Below are 16946 nucleotides of genomic sequence, written 5' to 3'. Positions count from 1 at the left end.
GATAAGTGCTGAAAGCATCTAAGCATGAAGCCCCCCTCAAGATGAGATTTCCCATGGCGTTAGGCCAGTAAGACCCCTTAGAGATGATGAGGTTGATAGGTCCGGTGTGGACGCGTGGTGACACGTGGAGCTGACGGATACTAATCGGTCGAGGGCTTATCCTAAAAGAGATGCGTTTCTACTTTCGTTTCTAGTTCTCAAGGCGCAAGCTTTGACAGATAAATAGTAATGGTCGATTGTTAGTCATATTTACAATGTGACATTATAGCAAGGAAATGAGATGTTCGAACGTTTTATGATAGCGTCGAACTGACCGACATTCTATCGACCTAAGTCTGGTGGTGATGGCGAAGAGGTCACACCCGTTCCCATCCCGAACACGGTCGTTAAGCTCTTCAGCGCCGATGGTAATTGGGGCTTTGCTCCTGTGAGAGTAGGACGCCGCCAGGCAAAATACAGTTAAGGGGTTGTTCCATTTTGGGACAACCCCTTTTTTATATGATCGATGATCATCGACTTTTGTTACTTAGTTCTAAGAAAGCTGCCTTTTCCTCCCCTTTTTGTTCCTTATTTTTACTGAAATGTTCCCTAACTTAAATATTATTGTTTGTTCAAAAAAGGTTATCGATAATCTTCCTTTAACTCGTTTAACGAAACGTCATGTTCATTTTCTGGATCATCTAAGGGATATATTCTCGCTGTTTCATTCTTTTCATCGACATGTTGTATATAGATAGGGGTCTCATTGTAAGAGACATTAGCCATATTTGGGGACGCGGAAATTTCTTGTGCTCGCCGTTTATGCAATGATGGTAACCTCCTTTTTATTATCTTATGAGTCAATGTCATCATTCAAGACTAAAGCAGAAAACCCAAACATTTGTCAGTGTGCTTGGCCTGTTGATTTCCACTCTAGGCGGACGCTTTCCGCGAGCATGGCTTGAGCCTCATGCCCACACCCGGGGTCCCCCGAAAAGCAATTTATGGCTTTTTGGGGTGGATTGATGTGGGTAGGATCAGCGTTGTCACAGGACGTAGGCCCGCAGGACGCGGGTCAGTTCAGCGTTGTCACAGGACGTGACGTTTTTAGCTGAACCTCTTTATTTAAGCTGAACCTCCTTACATGAGCTGATCATCCTTGATCGCATTGCGGGGTCTCAAGACTCATGCTATTCCCGCAGGAGTCGCCGCCTGCCGTTCCAATCAACGATGTTAACGCGCTGAATTGACAAACATTAATACATTAGACCGTTCGAATGTTCGGATCAATGATGAATATAAGCATTTATGAAATTGACTCTATTTATAAGATTTGCACCAGCGCTTATCGATATTCTTTTGCACCAAACATTCATTCAAAGTATAAAACGCTGGAACCGGTATAAGAATAGAGCTTGATGATGTTCTTTTTCGAATGAGGCTGCTGGTTAAAAAGTTAAAAGGAGTTAAACGTATGACCTCGAACAGCAAAATTCCCCGCGAAAAAGTCTTGGATAACAGTCTTGCTCTTATGTCTGAGGGTTACCTGTTTATCCAAAATAGATGCCGCCGCTACGGAACAGATATCTTTCAAACGCGTTTGATGGGTGGGCAAAGGACCATTTGCATGAGCGGAGCGGAAGCGGCTCGGACTTTTTATGACAATGATCGGTTCAAGCGAAAGGGAGCCGTTCCCAAGAGAATACAAAAAACATTGTTTGGAAAAGGTGCCATACAAACAATGGATGAAGAGGCACATAAGCATCGCAAGGCGTTATTTATGTCACTCATGACCTCTGAGCGCCTGCAAGGACTGACTGATATCACTAGAGAAAAATGGGAAGAAGCGATCTCTCAATGGATGAACAAGGATAGGGTTGTTTTTTTCAAAGAAACACAAGAAATTATGTGTCGGACGGCATGCCATTGGGCTGGTGTACCGTTAGAGGAGAAGGAAGTCACTAAGCGGGCAGATGATCTTGGGGCGTTGGTGGATGCCTTCGGAGCTGTGGGTCCAAGACATTGGCGCGGAAGACGGGCACGTGCCAGAACAAATAAGTGGGTCAAAGCCATCATTCAACAAGTTCGTGCAGGTAAGCTTAATCCAGCTGAAAAGACAGCGCTGTATGCGATGTCATGGCACCGTGACCTGAACGGAAAACTTCTTAATAGCAAAATGGCGGCAATCGAACTCATTAATATATTAAGACCGATTGTTGCTATTGGTCGATATATTACTTTTGGCGCATTGGCGTTGCACGAACATCCGGAGGAACAGAAGAAATTAGAAGCGGATGAGACTGATTATAGTCAAATGTTTGTCCAAGAAGTCCGCCGTTACTATCCATTTGGTCCGTTTATAGGAGCGCGTGTACGCAAAGGTTTCATTTGGAGGCAGCACCGTTTTAAGAAAGGGACGCTAGTGTTGCTTGATCTATACGGTACCAATCACGATCCAAGTCTGTGGGAGGAGCCTGATCAATTCCATCCCGAACGGTTTAGTCATTGGAAGGGCAGTCCCTTTGACTTCATTCCGCAAGGCGGTGGTGATTATGATATGGGGCATCGGTGTGCTGGCGAGTGGGTAACAGTCAAAGTAATGAAGGAGAGCCTAGACTTTTTGACACAACAGGTAAATTACGATGTGCCTGATCAGGATTTGAGCTTCAGTATGGTTCGAATGCCATCGATTCCAGAAAGCCGATTTGTCATTGGGAACGTAAGGCGAAAGCATTCATGATCATCCATTATAAAGACAAGAATGAGACTGGGACCAATCTAAAACAGGATACTCAGGAAGCCTGAACTATAAGATATGAAAGCAAGTTCTAAGCGTCAGCTTCAAGGGGTTTTCTTGACCAAGTTAGCTGAGGCCGTGCCCGCGGCAAGCGAAGGATTTTGACGAAGCGATGACAGGAATAACGATTTTCAACAAATCATCCGAACGGATTCATCAACACGTTCGGATGATTCTGTGATTCATATACTTCTGTCCCAGCCTTATTTGATTATTTGAATTAAATGTCCCTTGGGTTATTGCATTAGCTTCCCCTTAATATAATGCTTGATCCGCAAATAACATATTGCCCGAACACCAACGAGATAATGGTTTGTATGACCGAAATTTTAAAGAGCAGATGTCTGATATCTTTATGTGCATAGCGTCCGAACTTATTTTTTAAGTGCACTGTCATCATCCTCCTGTTCTTAATTTAAAAAATATTGTTAAACGTCATTCGGCTGATCTATGTACTTTGCCATTCATTGTCGAGAATGGCAACACCTAGAGCAAGATTATCCCAAAGCGTTTTTTCAATTCTTTCAATCTGGTTGTTATAACAATGGATAATAACAATGAGTTCAGATGTCTTGTTTTTAGGATTTTTCTGGTATTGATGTTGGGTTCCAATGAATATGAGTTTGATTAAAAAACCTAAAATAAAACCGATCACAGCGGCAGTAATGCCCCAGATAATCGGTCCCCATTCAAGCTGGAATCCTACGCTTGCCCCAATAACCCCAAAACCAGTTGCTAAGGCAGCTCCTAAATCAAATAAGCTAACCCCGTCTGCTCGATGAATCGAATCAATCAACTGCTTCTGTTCCATTCTTTTATCAAGTGGAACAGCCAGAATATTTTCTTTGGGGATATTTTGTCGGTGTTCCAAGTCTGAAAGGGCTAATTCGACATAGATGGAATGGTCAAAGGTAGCCATAATATACATGTTATCACCTCTCCCGTTTAACAAGGTGTAATGGTAAATGAAAATCTCGGTGCTGGTATTTCTTTTTTAAGAAATTGTTTTGTTCATTGTCGAACAGTTTATTATTCTCAACTGTGTTCACATAGGCATTATAAATACTGAAAAAGTAGATGGAAGGTAAAAACAATAACCATTCTTTATTCAATACAACATTAGCATCATGAAGATGACCTAAAATAAGATAATGGACTCCTTCAAGAAAATGTGAATAATAGATGATGATAACCGTCCAAGCAACAATGAAAAAGGTGACCACAATTCTGTGGATGTATAATTGCCCTGCCCCTGGCATGAAAAAAGACCACATGACAGCTATCCAAGGCTTCCTTTTATCTAAATAATTGATTTCCAATGACGTGATTTGGAAATTGATAAAGTTTGCATTTTCCCGATCGGCCAGTATGTAGATTTTATTCATATCCACTGTTGTCCGGTAACTGTCCCATATGCCATAAAAATAGACAGGGATATAAAGTAGCATCCACCTTGGTTCCAGTGCTTCCTTGGCCTGTTCAAACTGCCCTCCAAAAGTATAGACCATGGCTAAATTAAGCTTAGAATTGACATTAACAACAATTTCCCATATGAATAGAATAAATCCTCTAAGGTACTTGGATAAAAGCAGGTGTCCGAGGCCGGGAAAAGCAGCCGACCACCAGGCGACGATATAGGGATTTCTTAAATGAATTTGCGTGGTGCCTAATGCACTAACATAGGCTTTATATCGCCGTGCACGATCTGTGTTAGTGTGAGTTTGCAAAGAAATCCCCCATTTTTATCGTTTATATTGTATTGTGCCCATTATTGCAGGCTTAATATTCCTTCATTTTGGGTTGATATGCAAACGTATATTGCCTCTGGTGACATACTTTGTTGAACTCGAATTTTGTCGACAAGACAATAGCAATTTGCTACTATAGTTCTAGGTGGAATCTATCATTATATTATTGCCATGATCGGCAATTAAGGAGATAACTATGAAAAGAAACATCATGATATATGGCGTTATTGTTGCTGTCATACTTATCGGATTGTTCGCGTTTAACACGGAGCAAACGATTGGTCAGCCGGAACCTAATGTTGAAGCAAAAGACGTACATTTTGATCAAAAATCAAAGTCAGATGTTAAACAAATATCGACGTCTGATGTCAGTCGTATCAATCAACAAAAACAAATGGAGCAAAAGCTATTAACAAGCTATCATAAAAAGGCCCATTCTTTTAAAAATCCTTTTATTACCTTGGATCCTTACGACGCTGCGCCTCTTACAGCGTTAGTTATGTTTCAGACGGACGAACCGATGAAGGTTAGCTTGACCGTTGAGGGTAAGGATAACAATAGTGATATCACAAAAACGTTTACGAAATATAAGACAGAACACCAGCTCCCTGTTCTAGGATTATATCCAGATTATAAAAATACGGTTACTGTAGAAGCGACGAATCAAGATGGGGAGACACAAACAACACAATTACACATACAAACTGAACCCCTTCCAGATGATTTTTTAACCACGGATCTTATCAAAGCGGATACTGAAAAAATGGAAAAAGGTTTAACTTTCATTACGACGAGTTCACGTTACGCTTATGCTGTTGATGACCATGCAGATGTTCGCTGGTATTCGACGCTGTGGAATTCTCACATTTTTAGACGATTGGACAACGGACATCTATTATATATTACAAAGGAAGAGGGGCAAGACAAATACAATGAATTGTTAGAGATGGATATGTTAGGGAAAGTATCTCGCTCCTACCTCATTCATTTAGGTGATTACGACAGTACAGATATCCTTCACCATGATGTTGTTGAACTTCCGAATGGCAACTTGCTGGCAACGACGCACGACACAGACTCAGCGTACATTGAAGATAAGATGGTTGAAATTGATAGACAAACAGGGGAAACGGTAAGATCCTTTGATTTTAGAGATATTTTACCCGAATCATTCTACGAGGATTATAATGGTGAAGGCGCAGATGAAGGAGATTGGTTCCATCAAAATGCGATCTGGTTTGATGAAACGGATCATAGCATTCTTGTTTCCAGCCGAAATCAAGATCTTGTCATGAAGCTGTCTTATCCAAAGGGGGAGATTCAGTGGATTTTATCATCCCCGGAAAAATGGCCGGATGCCTACAAGCCTTATTTGTTAGAATCCAAAGGCCATTTAAAGTATCCAGGTGGCCAGCACGCGGTTAAGACGCTGCCGGATCAAGACAATAATGACGATACAACGGATATTATTCTTTTCGATAATAACAATGTGATTACAAGGGGAAATGACTTCCTAAGTGGCAACTATAGTCGAGCTGTGCAATACAGAATTAATGAGAAAGAAAATACAGTGAAAGAAGTGTGGTCCTACGGAGAAAACCGGGGAGAGGAATTCTTCTCAACGATCGTTGGGGATGCTGATGTTTTGGCTGAGACAGGCAATCGTTTGATTACATCCGGATATATTGACGTTGATAACGGTATGAACAGCCGAATTGTTGAAACAAATGATCAAGATCCCGCTAAAGTCATTTATGAACTCATCATTTCAGGCTTTGAATCAGGTAGTCATAGACAAGCTTATCGTGCTCATCGTTTATCTTTATATCCAGAACAAAAGTGGCATTTTGAATTAGGGCAGAAAGAATAAATGAGGCGTTCATGTAAGATCTTATAAGACTTATGGCCTGATTAATGCCTAAATATTGACGCATGAAGTGGTATCGTATTATCCTATCTTAGTTGCCAAATAATAAGTAGGAGGAATCATTTTATGATAAATTTGGGTTTATTGATTATTCGTCTGATCGTTGGCCTTAGTTTTGCTGGTCATGGCGCACAAAAATTGTTTGGTTGGTTCGGTGGTCACGGCCCCAAAGCAACCGGAGGCGCTTTTGACTCAATGGGGATCAAACCAGGATTTCCTATGGCTGTCCTCGCCGGCCTTGCAGAATTGATCGGCGGATTGCTGTTCGCTATAGGTCTATTCACTTGGCTGGGCGCGGCTCTTATTATAATAACGATGCTTGTCGCTATCTTGAAGGTTCACGGAAAGAACGGTTATTATAGTGAAGGTGGATTTGAATTTCAATTGATCTTGATTGCGGTTGCGCTTGGTGTGGGTATGATCGGCCCAGGTGCTTACGCGATTGGATAAGTATGATGAGCGTATCTTCGAAGGAGAAGATACGCTTTTTATATGGGAAGGACAGCGCCCTCTGACGCTATCTTTATGCTAAGACACTAATTTCAGACCGACAACGGATAACACAATCAGTGAAATACAAACAACACGACGGAGTGACTTGGATTCATTGTAGATGATCATGCCTAAAAGCGCACTGCCAGCTGTCCCAATTCCTGACCAAACAGCATAAGCTGTACTCATGGGGATGGTGTTCATGGCTAATTTTAATAATGAAAAACTACAAATAAAACCAGTGGCTAAAAGACCAACGGAACGCCATGACACTTTACGGCTTATCTTCTCTAATGCGGTCACACCGACCATTTCACAACAACCTGCAATGATTAATGTGAGCCACGCCATGATTCATGCTCCTTATCCATAGACGTTTTATCATCCGTGATCGTTTTTAATCCAATAATGCCTACTAATAGTGTCATGATAAATAAAATCTTTAGCCAACGGAAAGCTTCATTAAACAACACCATTTCAATAATGACGGTTCCAGCTGTACCCAAACCTACAAAGACAGCATAAACTGTGCTAGCCGGCAGAGCCTTGACCGGTTTGAATAGGGCAATTGAACTAACGATAATGCCGATGGCAGTCATACTCCAGGTCAGCCAATCATCGGCGTATTTAAATCCAGAAACCCATACGACTTCGAAAACAGCTGCGATGACAACGAGAACCCATAGACGATTCATGATCCATCCCCTCCTTTAATGCCCCTCCAGAATATCTTCCATGATGCTTGGACTCTCCGCTCAGCTCGATCTGGTCCGCCGTATAGTAATTCTACGAACAAGCTGTCAAGGATGCCCATAAAAGCAATGCTAGCCTCACCAGGAGCAACATTGATCAAACCTTCACGTTCGAAGATCTTTGTGATGAGCTGTTCACATTGATCAAGATAGTTGTATAGACGTTGCATGACCTGTTCATACAAAGCAGCGGGAGGAAAGAAAACCACCCTTAACCAAAACTGTAGGTGATCGTCGTGCTTATAACGATCCATTAAATCTTGTAACAATTGATAGAGTCGATCACGGAAGTTCATGTAAGGCTCTTTAGATAGATAATGGCTCATCCATTGATATTCTCGATCAGCCGTCTTATTTAAAATGGATAAGAACAAAGCTTCTTTACTTTTGAAATGAGCATAGATGGAAGGTTTTTTAATACCGACGTCCGCGGCGATGGCAGACAGGGATGTTCCATCATAGCCATTTTGAGCAAAATGCTTTAGTGCTATCACCATAATATTTTCAGCACCCATTTTTCATCACCTTCCTACCGTTCGTTAGGTTGATTGTATCAACCATTCTTTTCTATGGCAATGTTGTAATAGAAATGTAACGTGTTGCCATCCTTTGAGAAGGGAAATGACCTTGTGAAAGGAAAAGCTAGTTCAATTAAAGGAGGCTCATGGTGTCACTTAAAAAAGATATCAACGAGCTAATGAAAGTGAATGTTGAAGAACCTAAGAAGGTATTGACTATGTATTTAAATACGGATCGAAAAAGCCCTGAGCAGCAAAAAGGGGAATGGAAAATTCATCTTAAAAATGGTTTGAAGAACTTGGAGGAAAAGGCTAAGAAAAGCGGCTCACAAAAGGAAATGGATCAAGCCAAGGAGATTATAAAGAAGGTTGAAGATATTGTATACGGAAATGAGCGAGAGTTACTGCGGGGTCTCGTGTTAATGACCACCGCTGACGAAAATATATGGTTCATGAAAACCTTGCAAGTGCCTGTTGAGACAGCCTTTCACTGGGAGACTTATCCTGTACTGGACCAGCTTCAAGCATTGGAGAAAACTTATCCTTACATGGGCATTGTCCTCATTCAAAAAGATGAGGCGGCTGTTCTTGAAACGGAAATGGGAGTATTAGAGGAGCAAACTCATTACACATTGGATCTAAACACCGACGATTGGCGGGAGCATCAGGGTCCACAAGGAGATGACATCACGGAAGGTGGCAGTAAAAAGGATGAGTATGATGAACGTGTAGAGGCTCATCAACAACGCTGGTTCAAAAATCTGGTTTCTGAAGTTGAACGAAAGGCTGATAGCAGTAACTGGGAAAAAATCTATCTTGTCGGTGAAAGAGATGAAGTCAAAGCCTTAAAATCTTATTTCAACAAAGAGGTGGATAAAATCATTTCCCGCAATTTATTGAATCGGAATGCAGATAAAATTCTAGATGCCGTTCTGGATTAAAAAAGTGTACCTGGAATATCCAGGTACACTTTTTAGAGCTTTTATTGATTTTTGGATTTGTCATTGATTTCTCCGTATTTTTCTTGGGCTTTACCCGCGATTTTATCTTTCTCACCTTTTGCCGCTTTATCATTATCACCGGTGTATTTTCCCCATTGTTTTTGAGCTTCACCTTTGATCTGCTTGCCCATACCTTTGATACGATCCTTGTTGAGGGACTGATCATTCTCCTCTGTGTCTTGTTCCTTTCTTCTACCCTGGCGTTGGTCTTCTTTTCCCTCCTCTGTTTTTGCTGTATCATTCGTCAATTTTCCCCATTGTTTCTTAATTTCACCTTTGATCTGCTTGCCCTTCGCTGTTAGGTCGTCTTGGCTCATTGTTAACTCTCCTTTTTAAGGATCTGTGTTTATCATTATTATGGGTGTCTAGTATGTCGATTTCCCAAGGAGGCTATATTCTGAAACATATCGTGTGATTCCTGTCACGGGTCAACCTTTTGCAGGCATATGCTATGGAAAAGATCGATGTCAACAAAAAGGCATTAGAAGGAGGAAGACGATGTATTCGAATGACTTTTATATGCAACATGTTCATCCGTATGTCAATGGTCCGCAGCAAGGTATGCCTTATGTTCCGCAGCCTTATTATCATGTTCCTAGAAGTTACCAACCCTATCCATACTACAACATGATGCGTCAACAACCGGTGCGGGGCCAGGCGACTTGGACAGAGGGCGGACAAGTTACAGCATGCGGCATCCCTTGGTCGGATAATCACTATATGACTGTTGCCGTTGGCGAAAATACATCTTATCAGTGTGGGGAGACGCTTAAGGTTAAGAATCTTTCCACGCAAAGGGATGTGCTGGTCACGGTCGTTGATCGTGTGCAAGGTTATCCAGCCAATCGAATCAACCTTCATCGTGAAGCATTTGAGGCCCTGGGAACCAGCCCAGATGTGGGCGTTATAAATGTTGAGATTACGGCCTCACCTGAGGTTGAGCAGCAAAAGTGGGGGAAATATTTATTAGAAGTGACGCAGACGGCCTATCCAAATTATAATATAACGGATTATCAAACGGTCGGGAAAACGCAAATATCTCCGACGCAAACGCAGGAAACCTATGACTATATTTTGCAGTCACCGCAAGAAAAAATAACAGTCCGAGGTAATGTGGTCTATAATCCGAACACCAACCGAATTGTTTCTTTTGATTTGAAGGAAGTTTGAACTTTAAAGCCCCCTGCAACTGCGATAGCTGTGGGGGTTTTTTAGTGCCATCAACGAACTAAGGGGAGATCATTGTCACAAGGGAACATAAATTTTAAGTTAGAGATCCATTCATTTAAAATAAGGAGCATAAGTGGAATTTAAAGGATCAAAGGTAAAAACTAGTAGACAAAGATCGGTATGATGAGGATGAAATGAGCATCCGTCTCTATTGGCAGTTATGATATTATTTAGTGAAGAAGTGTCAACGACATATCAATAGAAGTATCAGGGAGGCATTCAGATCATGTCGCATCATCAATTTGAAAATCAATTAATCGATGGCTTTGACAAAGCGCTCAGCCATTCTGGGGTCAGTGGTGAAAGGCTGGCATCAAGGTTGTCTCAGCTATTTGAAATTGGGTTAACAGCGGAAGGCGGTTCACATCGGATTGGTTTTTCGTCGGAGGAACGGAAAGCAAAAGGACTCGTCACACAGTGGATGAAAGAAGCAGGTCTACAGGTGAGAGAAGATGAGGCAGGCAATGTGTTTGGGCGATTGGCTGGGCAAAAAGATGCCGGGCCAACCGTTATGTCCGGTTCACATGTTGATACGGTGCCAAATGGTGGTCACTTCGATGGTACACTTGGTGTTCTCGCTGCCTTAGAAGTGGTTGAAGCCTGGAACGAAACAGGTTATCAGCCATTCTCCCCATTTGAAGTGGCGATTTTTTCGGATGAAGAAGGGGCGAGGTTTAATAAAGGTCTTACAGGAAGTGAAGCTTTTACAGGAGCTGTCGACGTTGAATCTCTTAAGTTATTAAATGACTTTGAGGGGCTTCCTGCGCCGAAAGTGTTTGAGAGTGATGGACTTTCGATCGACCATTTGTCAAATGCGAAAGCAGATTTTAATAATATTAAAGCCTTTGTGGAAGTTCATATCGAACAGGGGAAGCGGCTAGAAGCAGTGGATGAACCGGTCGGTGTTGTCACAGGCATTGCTGGTCCGTGCTGGATCAAGTTTCATTTTCAAGGATCAGCCGGACATGCTGGGAATACACCGATGGACGACCGTCATGATGCTCTGGTCGCGGCAAGTGAGCTTGTCTTTCAAGTTCCATCACTTCCTAGTCAAGTTAGTGATTCCGCTGTCGCAACGGTCGGCAAGTTTAACGTTTCGCCTAACGGTGTGAATGTCATCCCAGGTGAAATTGAATTTTACGTGGATGTTCGAGATATTAATGAAGCAACAAGAGACAAGCTTGTCGATCTTGTCGTGGAGCATGCAGAGGCTATTGCTGAAAAACATAACATCAAGATTGATCATGAAATCACAACAAAGGTAACGCCTGTACCCATCAGTGAAGATATGCAGGAAGTGATGTGCCAAGCGGCAAGAGACAATGATTTTAATCCTATCCTGCTTCCAAGCGGTGCCGGGCATGATGCACTGATTGTCGGGCGTCATATTCCCATTGCCATGCTGTTTGTTCGCAGTAAAGATGGCATAAGTCATCATCCGGAAGAGTGGTCGTCACTGAGTGATTGCGTCTCGGTCGTTCATGTCTTAAAGCATGCTCTGGAACAACTGACAAGTGAATGAGTTAGGAAACATTTCATCCAAAGAGAAGGGAAAAAGAAAGAATAAACTGAATATTTTACTATAAAAAGAATGTGGGAAGGGCTGTCTCAGGAGTCAATAATACTTTGGGACAGCAGCCCACTTTCTTGCAGTATCGGCCGTTGTCTACGAATCTAAGGCTTCTTATCTAGATCCAAAGTGGTATAGACAAATAGACAGTTCGTTGCTAGTTTTATTTGTAAGGGTTTTCATAGTTGGATGGGAGACTCTATCAAATTAGAAGAGGGTGATATGTTTGTTAACACGTCAAACTTTGGTATTCTGTCTGGTGTTATCATTACTCATGCCAATGGTGATGGGCACAAACAGTGCCTTTGCAAAAGATGATGCAAAGGGAAACAAATTAGGCATTAATCCATCACCTCAAGTCATGAAGAAGATGGGGAGAGGATTTCCGTTAACTCCTGTCGTGGGATTGGTTATCGGTGAAGACACGGATGAGGCGGCTGTTCAGAAAGTCGTGCAGGCATTAAAAGGGGCCGACGTCAAGCGCATTGTTCGCAAAAGCACTAAAGACGCAGTGCCGAATACGCCAGTGACAATTTGGATCGGCGGCCCTTCAGAAAATCAAGACACTTCGCATGTATTGCAACAACTGGGTGTAGATGGCCCGTCGCAATTAAAGGAAGAAGGCTATGTTCTAGCATCAGGGCACAACGGCAAAAAACAAATCGTTCTTGCTGGTAAGGACAAGACTGGAACGTTTTATGCCGCGCAAACGTTCGAGCAGCTAATTAAGGAAAAAACGGGACGTGACTGGGTACCAGCCGTTGAGATTCGGGATTGGCCGGAAATGCCGATCCGTGGCTCGATTGAAGGCTTTTACGGTGCACCGTGGTCCCATGAAGACCGTTTGTCCCAAATAGCATTTTACAGTGAAAATAAAATGAATACCTACATTTATGCGCCAAAAGATGATCCCTATCACAGAGACAAATGGCGTGAACCGTATCCGGAAGATAAGCTAGGTCAACTAGAAGAATTGGTTCAGAAAGCCAAAGATAATCATGTGAACTTCACATTTGCGCTTTCTCCAGGCAATACGGTTTGTTATTCAGGCGATCAAGATTTCAAATTGCTCATGGACAAGATGCAGGCGGTGTGGGACCTTGGCGTCCGTTCCTACGCTATTTTTCTAGACGATATTAGTTATGATTTTCACTGTGATCAAGATAAGGCTAAATTTGGCGATAAGTCGAATCCAACGGCTGCAGCGCAGGCTTATTTGTTAAATCGTTTTAACAAGGCATTTATTCAGACTCATGAAGGTGCTGAGCGGTTAATCACGGTGCCAACAGGTTATGCCGGCAATGATTCGACTGCTTATCGGGAGCAGTTTGCTAAGTCAGTCAATGACGACACGATTGTCATGTGGACAGGCCCAGCTGTTGTTCCCGAAAAAGTCACTTCTGAAGGTGCGGAAAAGGTTGCAAATATCTTTCAACATGATTTGTTGCTCTGGGATAACTATCCGGTCAATGACTATGACCGTAACCGCTTATTCCTTGGGCCACTAGTCAAACGAGATCAAGATTTGGCGGATCATGGGGTTATGGGCTTGACATCGAATCCGATGAATGAAGCAGAGGCCTCTAAGATACCGTTGTACACAATCGCTGATTACGCTTGGAATCCTAATAACTATGACCCGCAAGCATCATGGGAGCGTAGTCTTCAATCATTTGGCGGTGATGCGGCTGAGGCGTTAAAGGCTTTTGCCGAAAATGCCTACTCCTCTCCAATTAATGATAAGGAATCTTTGACGCTTACGCCGTTAATTGAAAACTTCAATCAAGCTTTAGAGACAAAAGAAGCCGACCAAGCTGCAGAAAAGTTAATAGCTGAATTTAAGTATTTACAAACTGTTCCAGAACGTCTTCGAAACAAGATGGAAAATAAGCCATTCCTTGAAGAAATTGATCCTTATTTAAAAAAGCTTGACCTATATAGTCAAGCAGGTGTTGTCGCCGTGAAATCATTAATGGCAGAAGAAGCGGGCAAAACAGACAAAGTCGAACAGTATAAAACTAAAATTAAGGCTTTAATGACACAGGCTGACGCTCTTTCGCAAAAAGTTGGTGAATATGTGATCCGGCCGTTTCTCACCAAAGCATTATACGGACAGACAGCTGTTTCAAGACCGCTGGATGGTGTGAATACATCACGCGGGGCAGGGGAGCTGATTCAATATACGCCGGAACAGGGAGACACAACCGGAACCAATATATATGGTTATGAAGTGACAGTGGTGGACGGTCAGGTCGTTGAACGGGGCGGCAACAATTCACCAATTCCCGATAACGGCTATGTCTTAAGCATTCACGATAGTGATTGGCTGAAGGATCATGCGTTGATCGGTGCAGAGGTTCAAATTAAGGATGGACAGGTCCTCGTTATGAGCGCTGAATAAATGCATAAAAAAGCTGACCCATATTAATCAGGGTCAGCTTTTTCTAGGGTGGTCCGGGGACCATCCTCCCGCATTCCTTTAGTTAATGGGCAGAATACCACATGTCTTGTGGAAAACAAAGCCGATTTAAAAATGCAAGCCTCTTATGCCAAAACTGAATGACGGTCCCTAATGAAAAAGTCACAACAGCAGTGCCAATGCCTACAGGTCCTCCAATTAAAAAGGCTGCACCAGCGACCATAACAGCGACAACGGTTTGTGAAACCCCGATACTCCAATTAAACCGCTCGCTGAAGGCGAGAAAAAGTTGGTCAACCGGAGCCCTTGGAAAACCTGGCACGATATAGATCGCAACGCCTAAGCCCACACATACAACTCCTAATGCCAAAACGGCCAGTTTGACATATAAAGGATCAGCCGTTAAGTGGATATTCTTAAAGGCCTTTTCTAACCAAAAATCAAGAATGATCCCTTCTAAAACTAAAGGAATAATCGCTCCATATTCGGGACGTCTCCGTAACAGATAACTGTTCACAAATATGAAGACAAATTGGAATGAACCATACCAAATCCCGACTGTCAAACCGAAGTGTTGCGACATTCCGGTAAACAAAGCAGCCCAAAATCCTGCACCCATAGCGGACTTGACAATTAAGGCAACACCTAAGAAATTAATCACCATGCCTAATAGATACAATGCACATCTGTAAAGGTAAGACAAGGACATCGGTCTTCCCCCTTTCCTCATTCACGATTTATTTATAAGCGTAAATTTGCAAGTATTTGTCCGATATATAGAGAAATATAACGATATATTAATTATAATCCATCATATGAATATATATCAATTTATTTGCCATTAAATGATTATATATTAATTTTTTTAATAACAAAAGGACATTATCAGAAGTTGCAAAATTTGGTTTAATGAATCCGTTTCCGATAAAGAACCATCCAACATAAGTGCTGTGTTGTATAACAATGGGAAGACCAAAGACTCAAAACCGAAAAAGTTCAAATACAGTGTTCACATTCTAAATTATCTGTTATATAATAATATCAAAATAAATTATGTTGTTGTTTAACACAGGGGTTAGTGATGCGTTTTACAAATCATTCTTTTGGAGGGATTGTCATGGCCAAACAAACGATTACTGAGTTTTACAGAAACTTGCCGCCGAAAGTTTGTGCTGATTGCGGGAATCAGATCGAAGAGCAATGTGAGTCCTATTTGACACAATGCGACCATTGCAAGCAAACGAGAGAATGATGTGGAAAATGTCGGTTTTTGAAGAGGGCTGTCTCAATAGGGACAGCCCTCTTTTTAAATGGGTATGGTTGAATAATACTGATTTTTGTTATTTAATTCTAAGAAAGTTGCCTTATCCGTCATTCAAAGCTTTTGTTGCTTTAATGACCTCCCAGACTTGGGGATTAGAAAGAGAGTGAAAGATTCATAAAAAGAGGTGCCGCTATGGACATTAATCATCTATTAATTACGGATCAGAACTTTGAAGAGCTGGAACGTTTACTAGAAGGGCGTTTACCTGGAAAAGAGGTCCGGTTCAAATCCAAAGAGGAAGTGACGTCTGATGATATGGCTTGGACCGATGCCTTTGTTTCTTTTAAACCTGCGCCAAATTTTGATGTGGCGCAGCTTAAGTGGGTTCATGTACTTGGCGCAGGTGTAGATGCCTTCCTTTTCAATCAGACATGGCCAGATGATGTGTTAATGACGCGAACCATTTGCTCGTTCGGAAAAAGGATCGCTGAATATTGCTTGAGTTACATATTAAGATGCCTGCAGAATCATGAACGCTTCAGGCAAGATCAGCATAATAAAAGCTGGGATCCGGTTACACCAGGACTTATCGAGGATCAAACCATTGTGGTCTATGGAACGGGCGAGATTGGCCAAGAGGTGGCCAAAACCTTGTCAATGCTGGGCGCGGACACTTATGGTGTATCGCTTGGCGGGCGATCAAAGGACTATTTTAAAGATGTGTATGCGGTGGGGCGTGAAGGAGACATTCTCGGCTCGGCGGATGTTGTTATCAATACTTTGCCATTAACCGCAGAGACGCACCGCATGTTCAATCAAACCTTTTTCAATCAATTACAGCAAGCGATGTTTATCAATGTTGGTAGAGGGGGATCGGTTGAAACCGAGGCTCTCGTGGATGGCTTAGATCAAGACAATGTTAGTCAAGCGGTTCTAGATGTCTTTGCTTCGGAACCCTTACCTGCGGATAGTCCGCTTTGGACGCGAGACGATGTGTCCATGACCCCTCATATTTCAGCCGTAACAACGCCGGATGAGGCTGCTGATTGTTTTGTCGATACACTGAAAGATATTGAAGCAGGAAAATCGTTAGAAAATCAAGTTGATATTCGTAAGGGATACTGATTTGCGCTTTATCAACGTACAATTGCGCTTCTTTTACAAGGAATTGCGCTCTTTTGGTTATTAATTGCGCTATTTCAGCAAACAATTGAGCCGTGATCCAGGTTATGTCAAACCGTCATCTTAT

Annotated in this window: 17 protein-coding genes and 2 rRNA genes; 11 read left to right on the top strand and 8 right to left on the bottom strand. The window is 42.2% G+C overall.

The window, feature by feature from the left end; translation table 11 throughout:
- Both B9Y89_RS06055 and rrf read left to right on the top strand, forming a co-directional pair.
- Positions 1 to 164, top strand: a 23S ribosomal RNA gene (locus B9Y89_RS06055); the annotation flags it as partial.
- Between the two features lie 170 nt (positions 165 to 334).
- Positions 335 to 450 (top strand): 5S ribosomal RNA (gene rrf, locus B9Y89_RS06050).
- Between the two features lie 171 nt (positions 451 to 621).
- Here rrf and B9Y89_RS06045 read toward each other — a convergent pair.
- On the bottom strand, positions 622 to 807 hold the full coding sequence (locus tag B9Y89_RS06045) for a small acid-soluble spore protein H (protein WP_085522321.1): 186 nt from the start codon (positions 805 to 807) through the stop codon (positions 622 to 624).
- A 646-nt stretch (positions 808 to 1453) separates the two neighbouring features.
- Here B9Y89_RS06045 and B9Y89_RS06040 point away from each other — a divergent pair.
- On the top strand, positions 1454 to 2719 hold the full coding sequence (locus B9Y89_RS06040) for a cytochrome P450 (RefSeq protein WP_085522320.1): 1266 nt from the start codon (positions 1454 to 1456) through the stop codon (positions 2717 to 2719).
- 505 nt (positions 2720 to 3224) lie between these two features.
- Here B9Y89_RS06040 and B9Y89_RS18985 read toward each other — a convergent pair.
- Positions 3225 to 3704 carry a hypothetical protein gene (locus B9Y89_RS18985; RefSeq protein WP_176222127.1) on the bottom strand — a complete coding sequence of 160 codons (480 nt, stop codon included), beginning with the start codon at positions 3702 to 3704 and terminating at the stop codon, positions 3225 to 3227.
- 4 nt (positions 3705 to 3708) lie between these two features.
- Entirely contained in the window at positions 3709 to 4503 is a 795-nt protein-coding gene (locus tag B9Y89_RS18980; protein ID WP_176222126.1) for a hypothetical protein, read from the bottom strand.
- Between the two features lie 217 nt (positions 4504 to 4720).
- Between B9Y89_RS18980 and B9Y89_RS06030 the strand changes: the two genes are divergently transcribed.
- Positions 4721 to 6394 (top strand): aryl-sulfate sulfotransferase, encoded by a 1674-nt coding sequence (locus tag B9Y89_RS06030; protein ID WP_085522319.1) that lies wholly within the window; start codon positions 4721 to 4723, stop codon positions 6392 to 6394.
- Positions 6395 to 6517: 123 nt separating this feature from the next.
- Complete coding sequence (locus tag B9Y89_RS06025) at positions 6518 to 6901, top strand: DoxX family protein (protein WP_085522318.1); 384 nt, start codon at positions 6518 to 6520, stop codon at positions 6899 to 6901.
- A 78-nt stretch (positions 6902 to 6979) separates the two neighbouring features.
- Here B9Y89_RS06025 and B9Y89_RS06020 read toward each other — a convergent pair whose 3' ends face one another.
- Genes B9Y89_RS06020 through B9Y89_RS06010 form a run of 3 tightly spaced genes read right to left on the bottom strand, consistent with a single transcriptional unit; the run spans position 6980 to position 8210 of the window.
- The gene (locus B9Y89_RS06020; RefSeq protein ID WP_085522317.1) at positions 6980 to 7294 is read right to left on the bottom strand and encodes a DMT family transporter; all 315 of its coding nucleotides are present in this window, start codon (positions 7292 to 7294) and stop codon (positions 6980 to 6982) included.
- Positions 7276 to 7638 (bottom strand): DMT family transporter, encoded by a 363-nt coding sequence (locus B9Y89_RS06015; RefSeq protein WP_085522316.1) that lies wholly within the window; start codon positions 7636 to 7638, stop codon positions 7276 to 7278. The genes B9Y89_RS06020 and B9Y89_RS06015 overlap by 19 nt, the downstream gene beginning before the upstream one ends.
- Positions 7635 to 8210: a TetR/AcrR family transcriptional regulator gene (locus B9Y89_RS06010; protein WP_085522315.1), complete on the bottom strand. Its 576-nt coding sequence runs from the start codon at positions 8208 to 8210 to the stop codon at positions 7635 to 7637. Before B9Y89_RS06010 ends, B9Y89_RS06015 begins: the two co-directional genes overlap by 4 nt.
- 152 nt (positions 8211 to 8362) lie before the next feature.
- Between B9Y89_RS06010 and B9Y89_RS06005 the strand changes: the two genes are divergently transcribed.
- Entirely contained in the window at positions 8363 to 9154 is a 792-nt protein-coding gene (locus B9Y89_RS06005; RefSeq protein WP_085522314.1) for a VLRF1 family aeRF1-type release factor, read from the top strand.
- A gap of 41 nt (positions 9155 to 9195) precedes the next feature.
- On the opposite strand, the gene B9Y89_RS19320 is transcribed toward B9Y89_RS06005, so the two are convergent.
- On the bottom strand, positions 9196 to 9531 hold the full coding sequence (locus B9Y89_RS19320; protein WP_254901192.1) for a CsbD family protein: 336 nt from the start codon (positions 9529 to 9531) through the stop codon (positions 9196 to 9198).
- A gap of 181 nt (positions 9532 to 9712) precedes the next feature.
- Between B9Y89_RS19320 and B9Y89_RS05995 the strand changes: the two genes are divergently transcribed.
- From B9Y89_RS05995 to B9Y89_RS05985, 3 genes are all read left to right on the top strand, one after another.
- Entirely contained in the window at positions 9713 to 10384 is a 672-nt protein-coding gene (locus B9Y89_RS05995; protein WP_085522313.1) for a DUF3889 domain-containing protein, read from the top strand.
- Between the two features lie 286 nt (positions 10385 to 10670).
- Positions 10671 to 11966: a M20 family metallo-hydrolase gene (locus B9Y89_RS05990; protein ID WP_085522312.1), complete on the top strand. Its 1296-nt coding sequence runs from the start codon at positions 10671 to 10673 to the stop codon at positions 11964 to 11966.
- Between the two features lie 265 nt (positions 11967 to 12231).
- Positions 12232 to 14415 (top strand): beta-N-acetylhexosaminidase family protein, encoded by a 2184-nt coding sequence (locus tag B9Y89_RS05985; RefSeq protein ID WP_441351462.1) that lies wholly within the window; start codon positions 12232 to 12234, stop codon positions 14413 to 14415.
- Positions 14416 to 14497: 82 nt separating this feature from the next.
- On the opposite strand, the gene B9Y89_RS05980 is transcribed toward B9Y89_RS05985, so the two are convergent.
- Complete coding sequence (locus B9Y89_RS05980; protein ID WP_085522311.1) at positions 14498 to 15142, bottom strand: YczE/YyaS/YitT family protein; 645 nt, start codon at positions 15140 to 15142, stop codon at positions 14498 to 14500.
- Positions 15143 to 15550: 408 nt separating this feature from the next.
- Here B9Y89_RS05980 and yhfH point away from each other — a divergent pair, with 408 nt between their 5' ends.
- Both yhfH and B9Y89_RS05970 read left to right on the top strand, forming a co-directional pair.
- The gene (gene yhfH, locus B9Y89_RS05975; protein ID WP_176222125.1) at positions 15551 to 15685 is read left to right on the top strand and encodes a protein YhfH; all 135 of its coding nucleotides are present in this window, start codon (positions 15551 to 15553) and stop codon (positions 15683 to 15685) included.
- Between the two features lie 204 nt (positions 15686 to 15889).
- Positions 15890 to 16822 carry a D-2-hydroxyacid dehydrogenase gene (locus B9Y89_RS05970; RefSeq protein ID WP_085522310.1) on the top strand — a complete coding sequence of 311 codons (933 nt, stop codon included), beginning with the start codon at positions 15890 to 15892 and terminating at the stop codon, positions 16820 to 16822.
- The last annotated feature ends 124 nt before the right edge of the window (positions 16823 to 16946 follow it).

Origin of the sequence: Tuberibacillus sp. Marseille-P3662 (assembly GCF_900178005.1) — a bacterium.
In the GTDB taxonomy this organism is placed as follows: domain Bacteria; phylum Bacillota; class Bacilli; order Bacillales; family Sporolactobacillaceae; genus Marseille-P3662.
Note: the sequence above shows the minus strand (reverse complement) of the source record. Positions and strands in the feature narration are given on the sequence as shown.

Coding starts and splice junctions, on each gene's coding strand:
- B9Y89_RS18985 (WP_176222127.1), bottom strand. CDS start 3,704: ATGTATATTATGGCTACCTTTGACCATTCCATCTATGTCGAATTAGCC.
- B9Y89_RS05990 (WP_085522312.1), top strand. CDS start 10,671: ATGTCGCATCATCAATTTGAAAATCAATTAATCGATGGCTTTGACAAA.
- B9Y89_RS06025 (WP_085522318.1), top strand. CDS start 6,518: ATGATAAATTTGGGTTTATTGATTATTCGTCTGATCGTTGGCCTTAGT.
- B9Y89_RS06040 (WP_085522320.1), top strand. CDS start 1,454: ATGACCTCGAACAGCAAAATTCCCCGCGAAAAAGTCTTGGATAACAGT.
- B9Y89_RS06015 (WP_085522316.1), bottom strand. CDS start 7,638: ATGAATCGTCTATGGGTTCTCGTTGTCATCGCAGCTGTTTTCGAAGTC.
- B9Y89_RS06010 (WP_085522315.1), bottom strand. CDS start 8,210: ATGGGTGCTGAAAATATTATGGTGATAGCACTAAAGCATTTTGCTCAA.
- B9Y89_RS06020 (WP_085522317.1), bottom strand. CDS start 7,294: ATGGCGTGGCTCACATTAATCATTGCAGGTTGTTGTGAAATGGTCGGT.
- B9Y89_RS05995 (WP_085522313.1), top strand. CDS start 9,713: ATGTATTCGAATGACTTTTATATGCAACATGTTCATCCGTATGTCAAT.
- B9Y89_RS05980 (WP_085522311.1), bottom strand. CDS start 15,142: ATGTCCTTGTCTTACCTTTACAGATGTGCATTGTATCTATTAGGCATG.
- yhfH (WP_176222125.1), top strand. CDS start 15,551: ATGGCCAAACAAACGATTACTGAGTTTTACAGAAACTTGCCGCCGAAA.
- B9Y89_RS06030 (WP_085522319.1), top strand. CDS start 4,721: ATGAAAAGAAACATCATGATATATGGCGTTATTGTTGCTGTCATACTT.
- B9Y89_RS05970 (WP_085522310.1), top strand. CDS start 15,890: ATGGACATTAATCATCTATTAATTACGGATCAGAACTTTGAAGAGCTG.
- B9Y89_RS19320 (WP_254901192.1), bottom strand. CDS start 9,531: ATGAGCCAAGACGACCTAACAGCGAAGGGCAAGCAGATCAAAGGTGAA.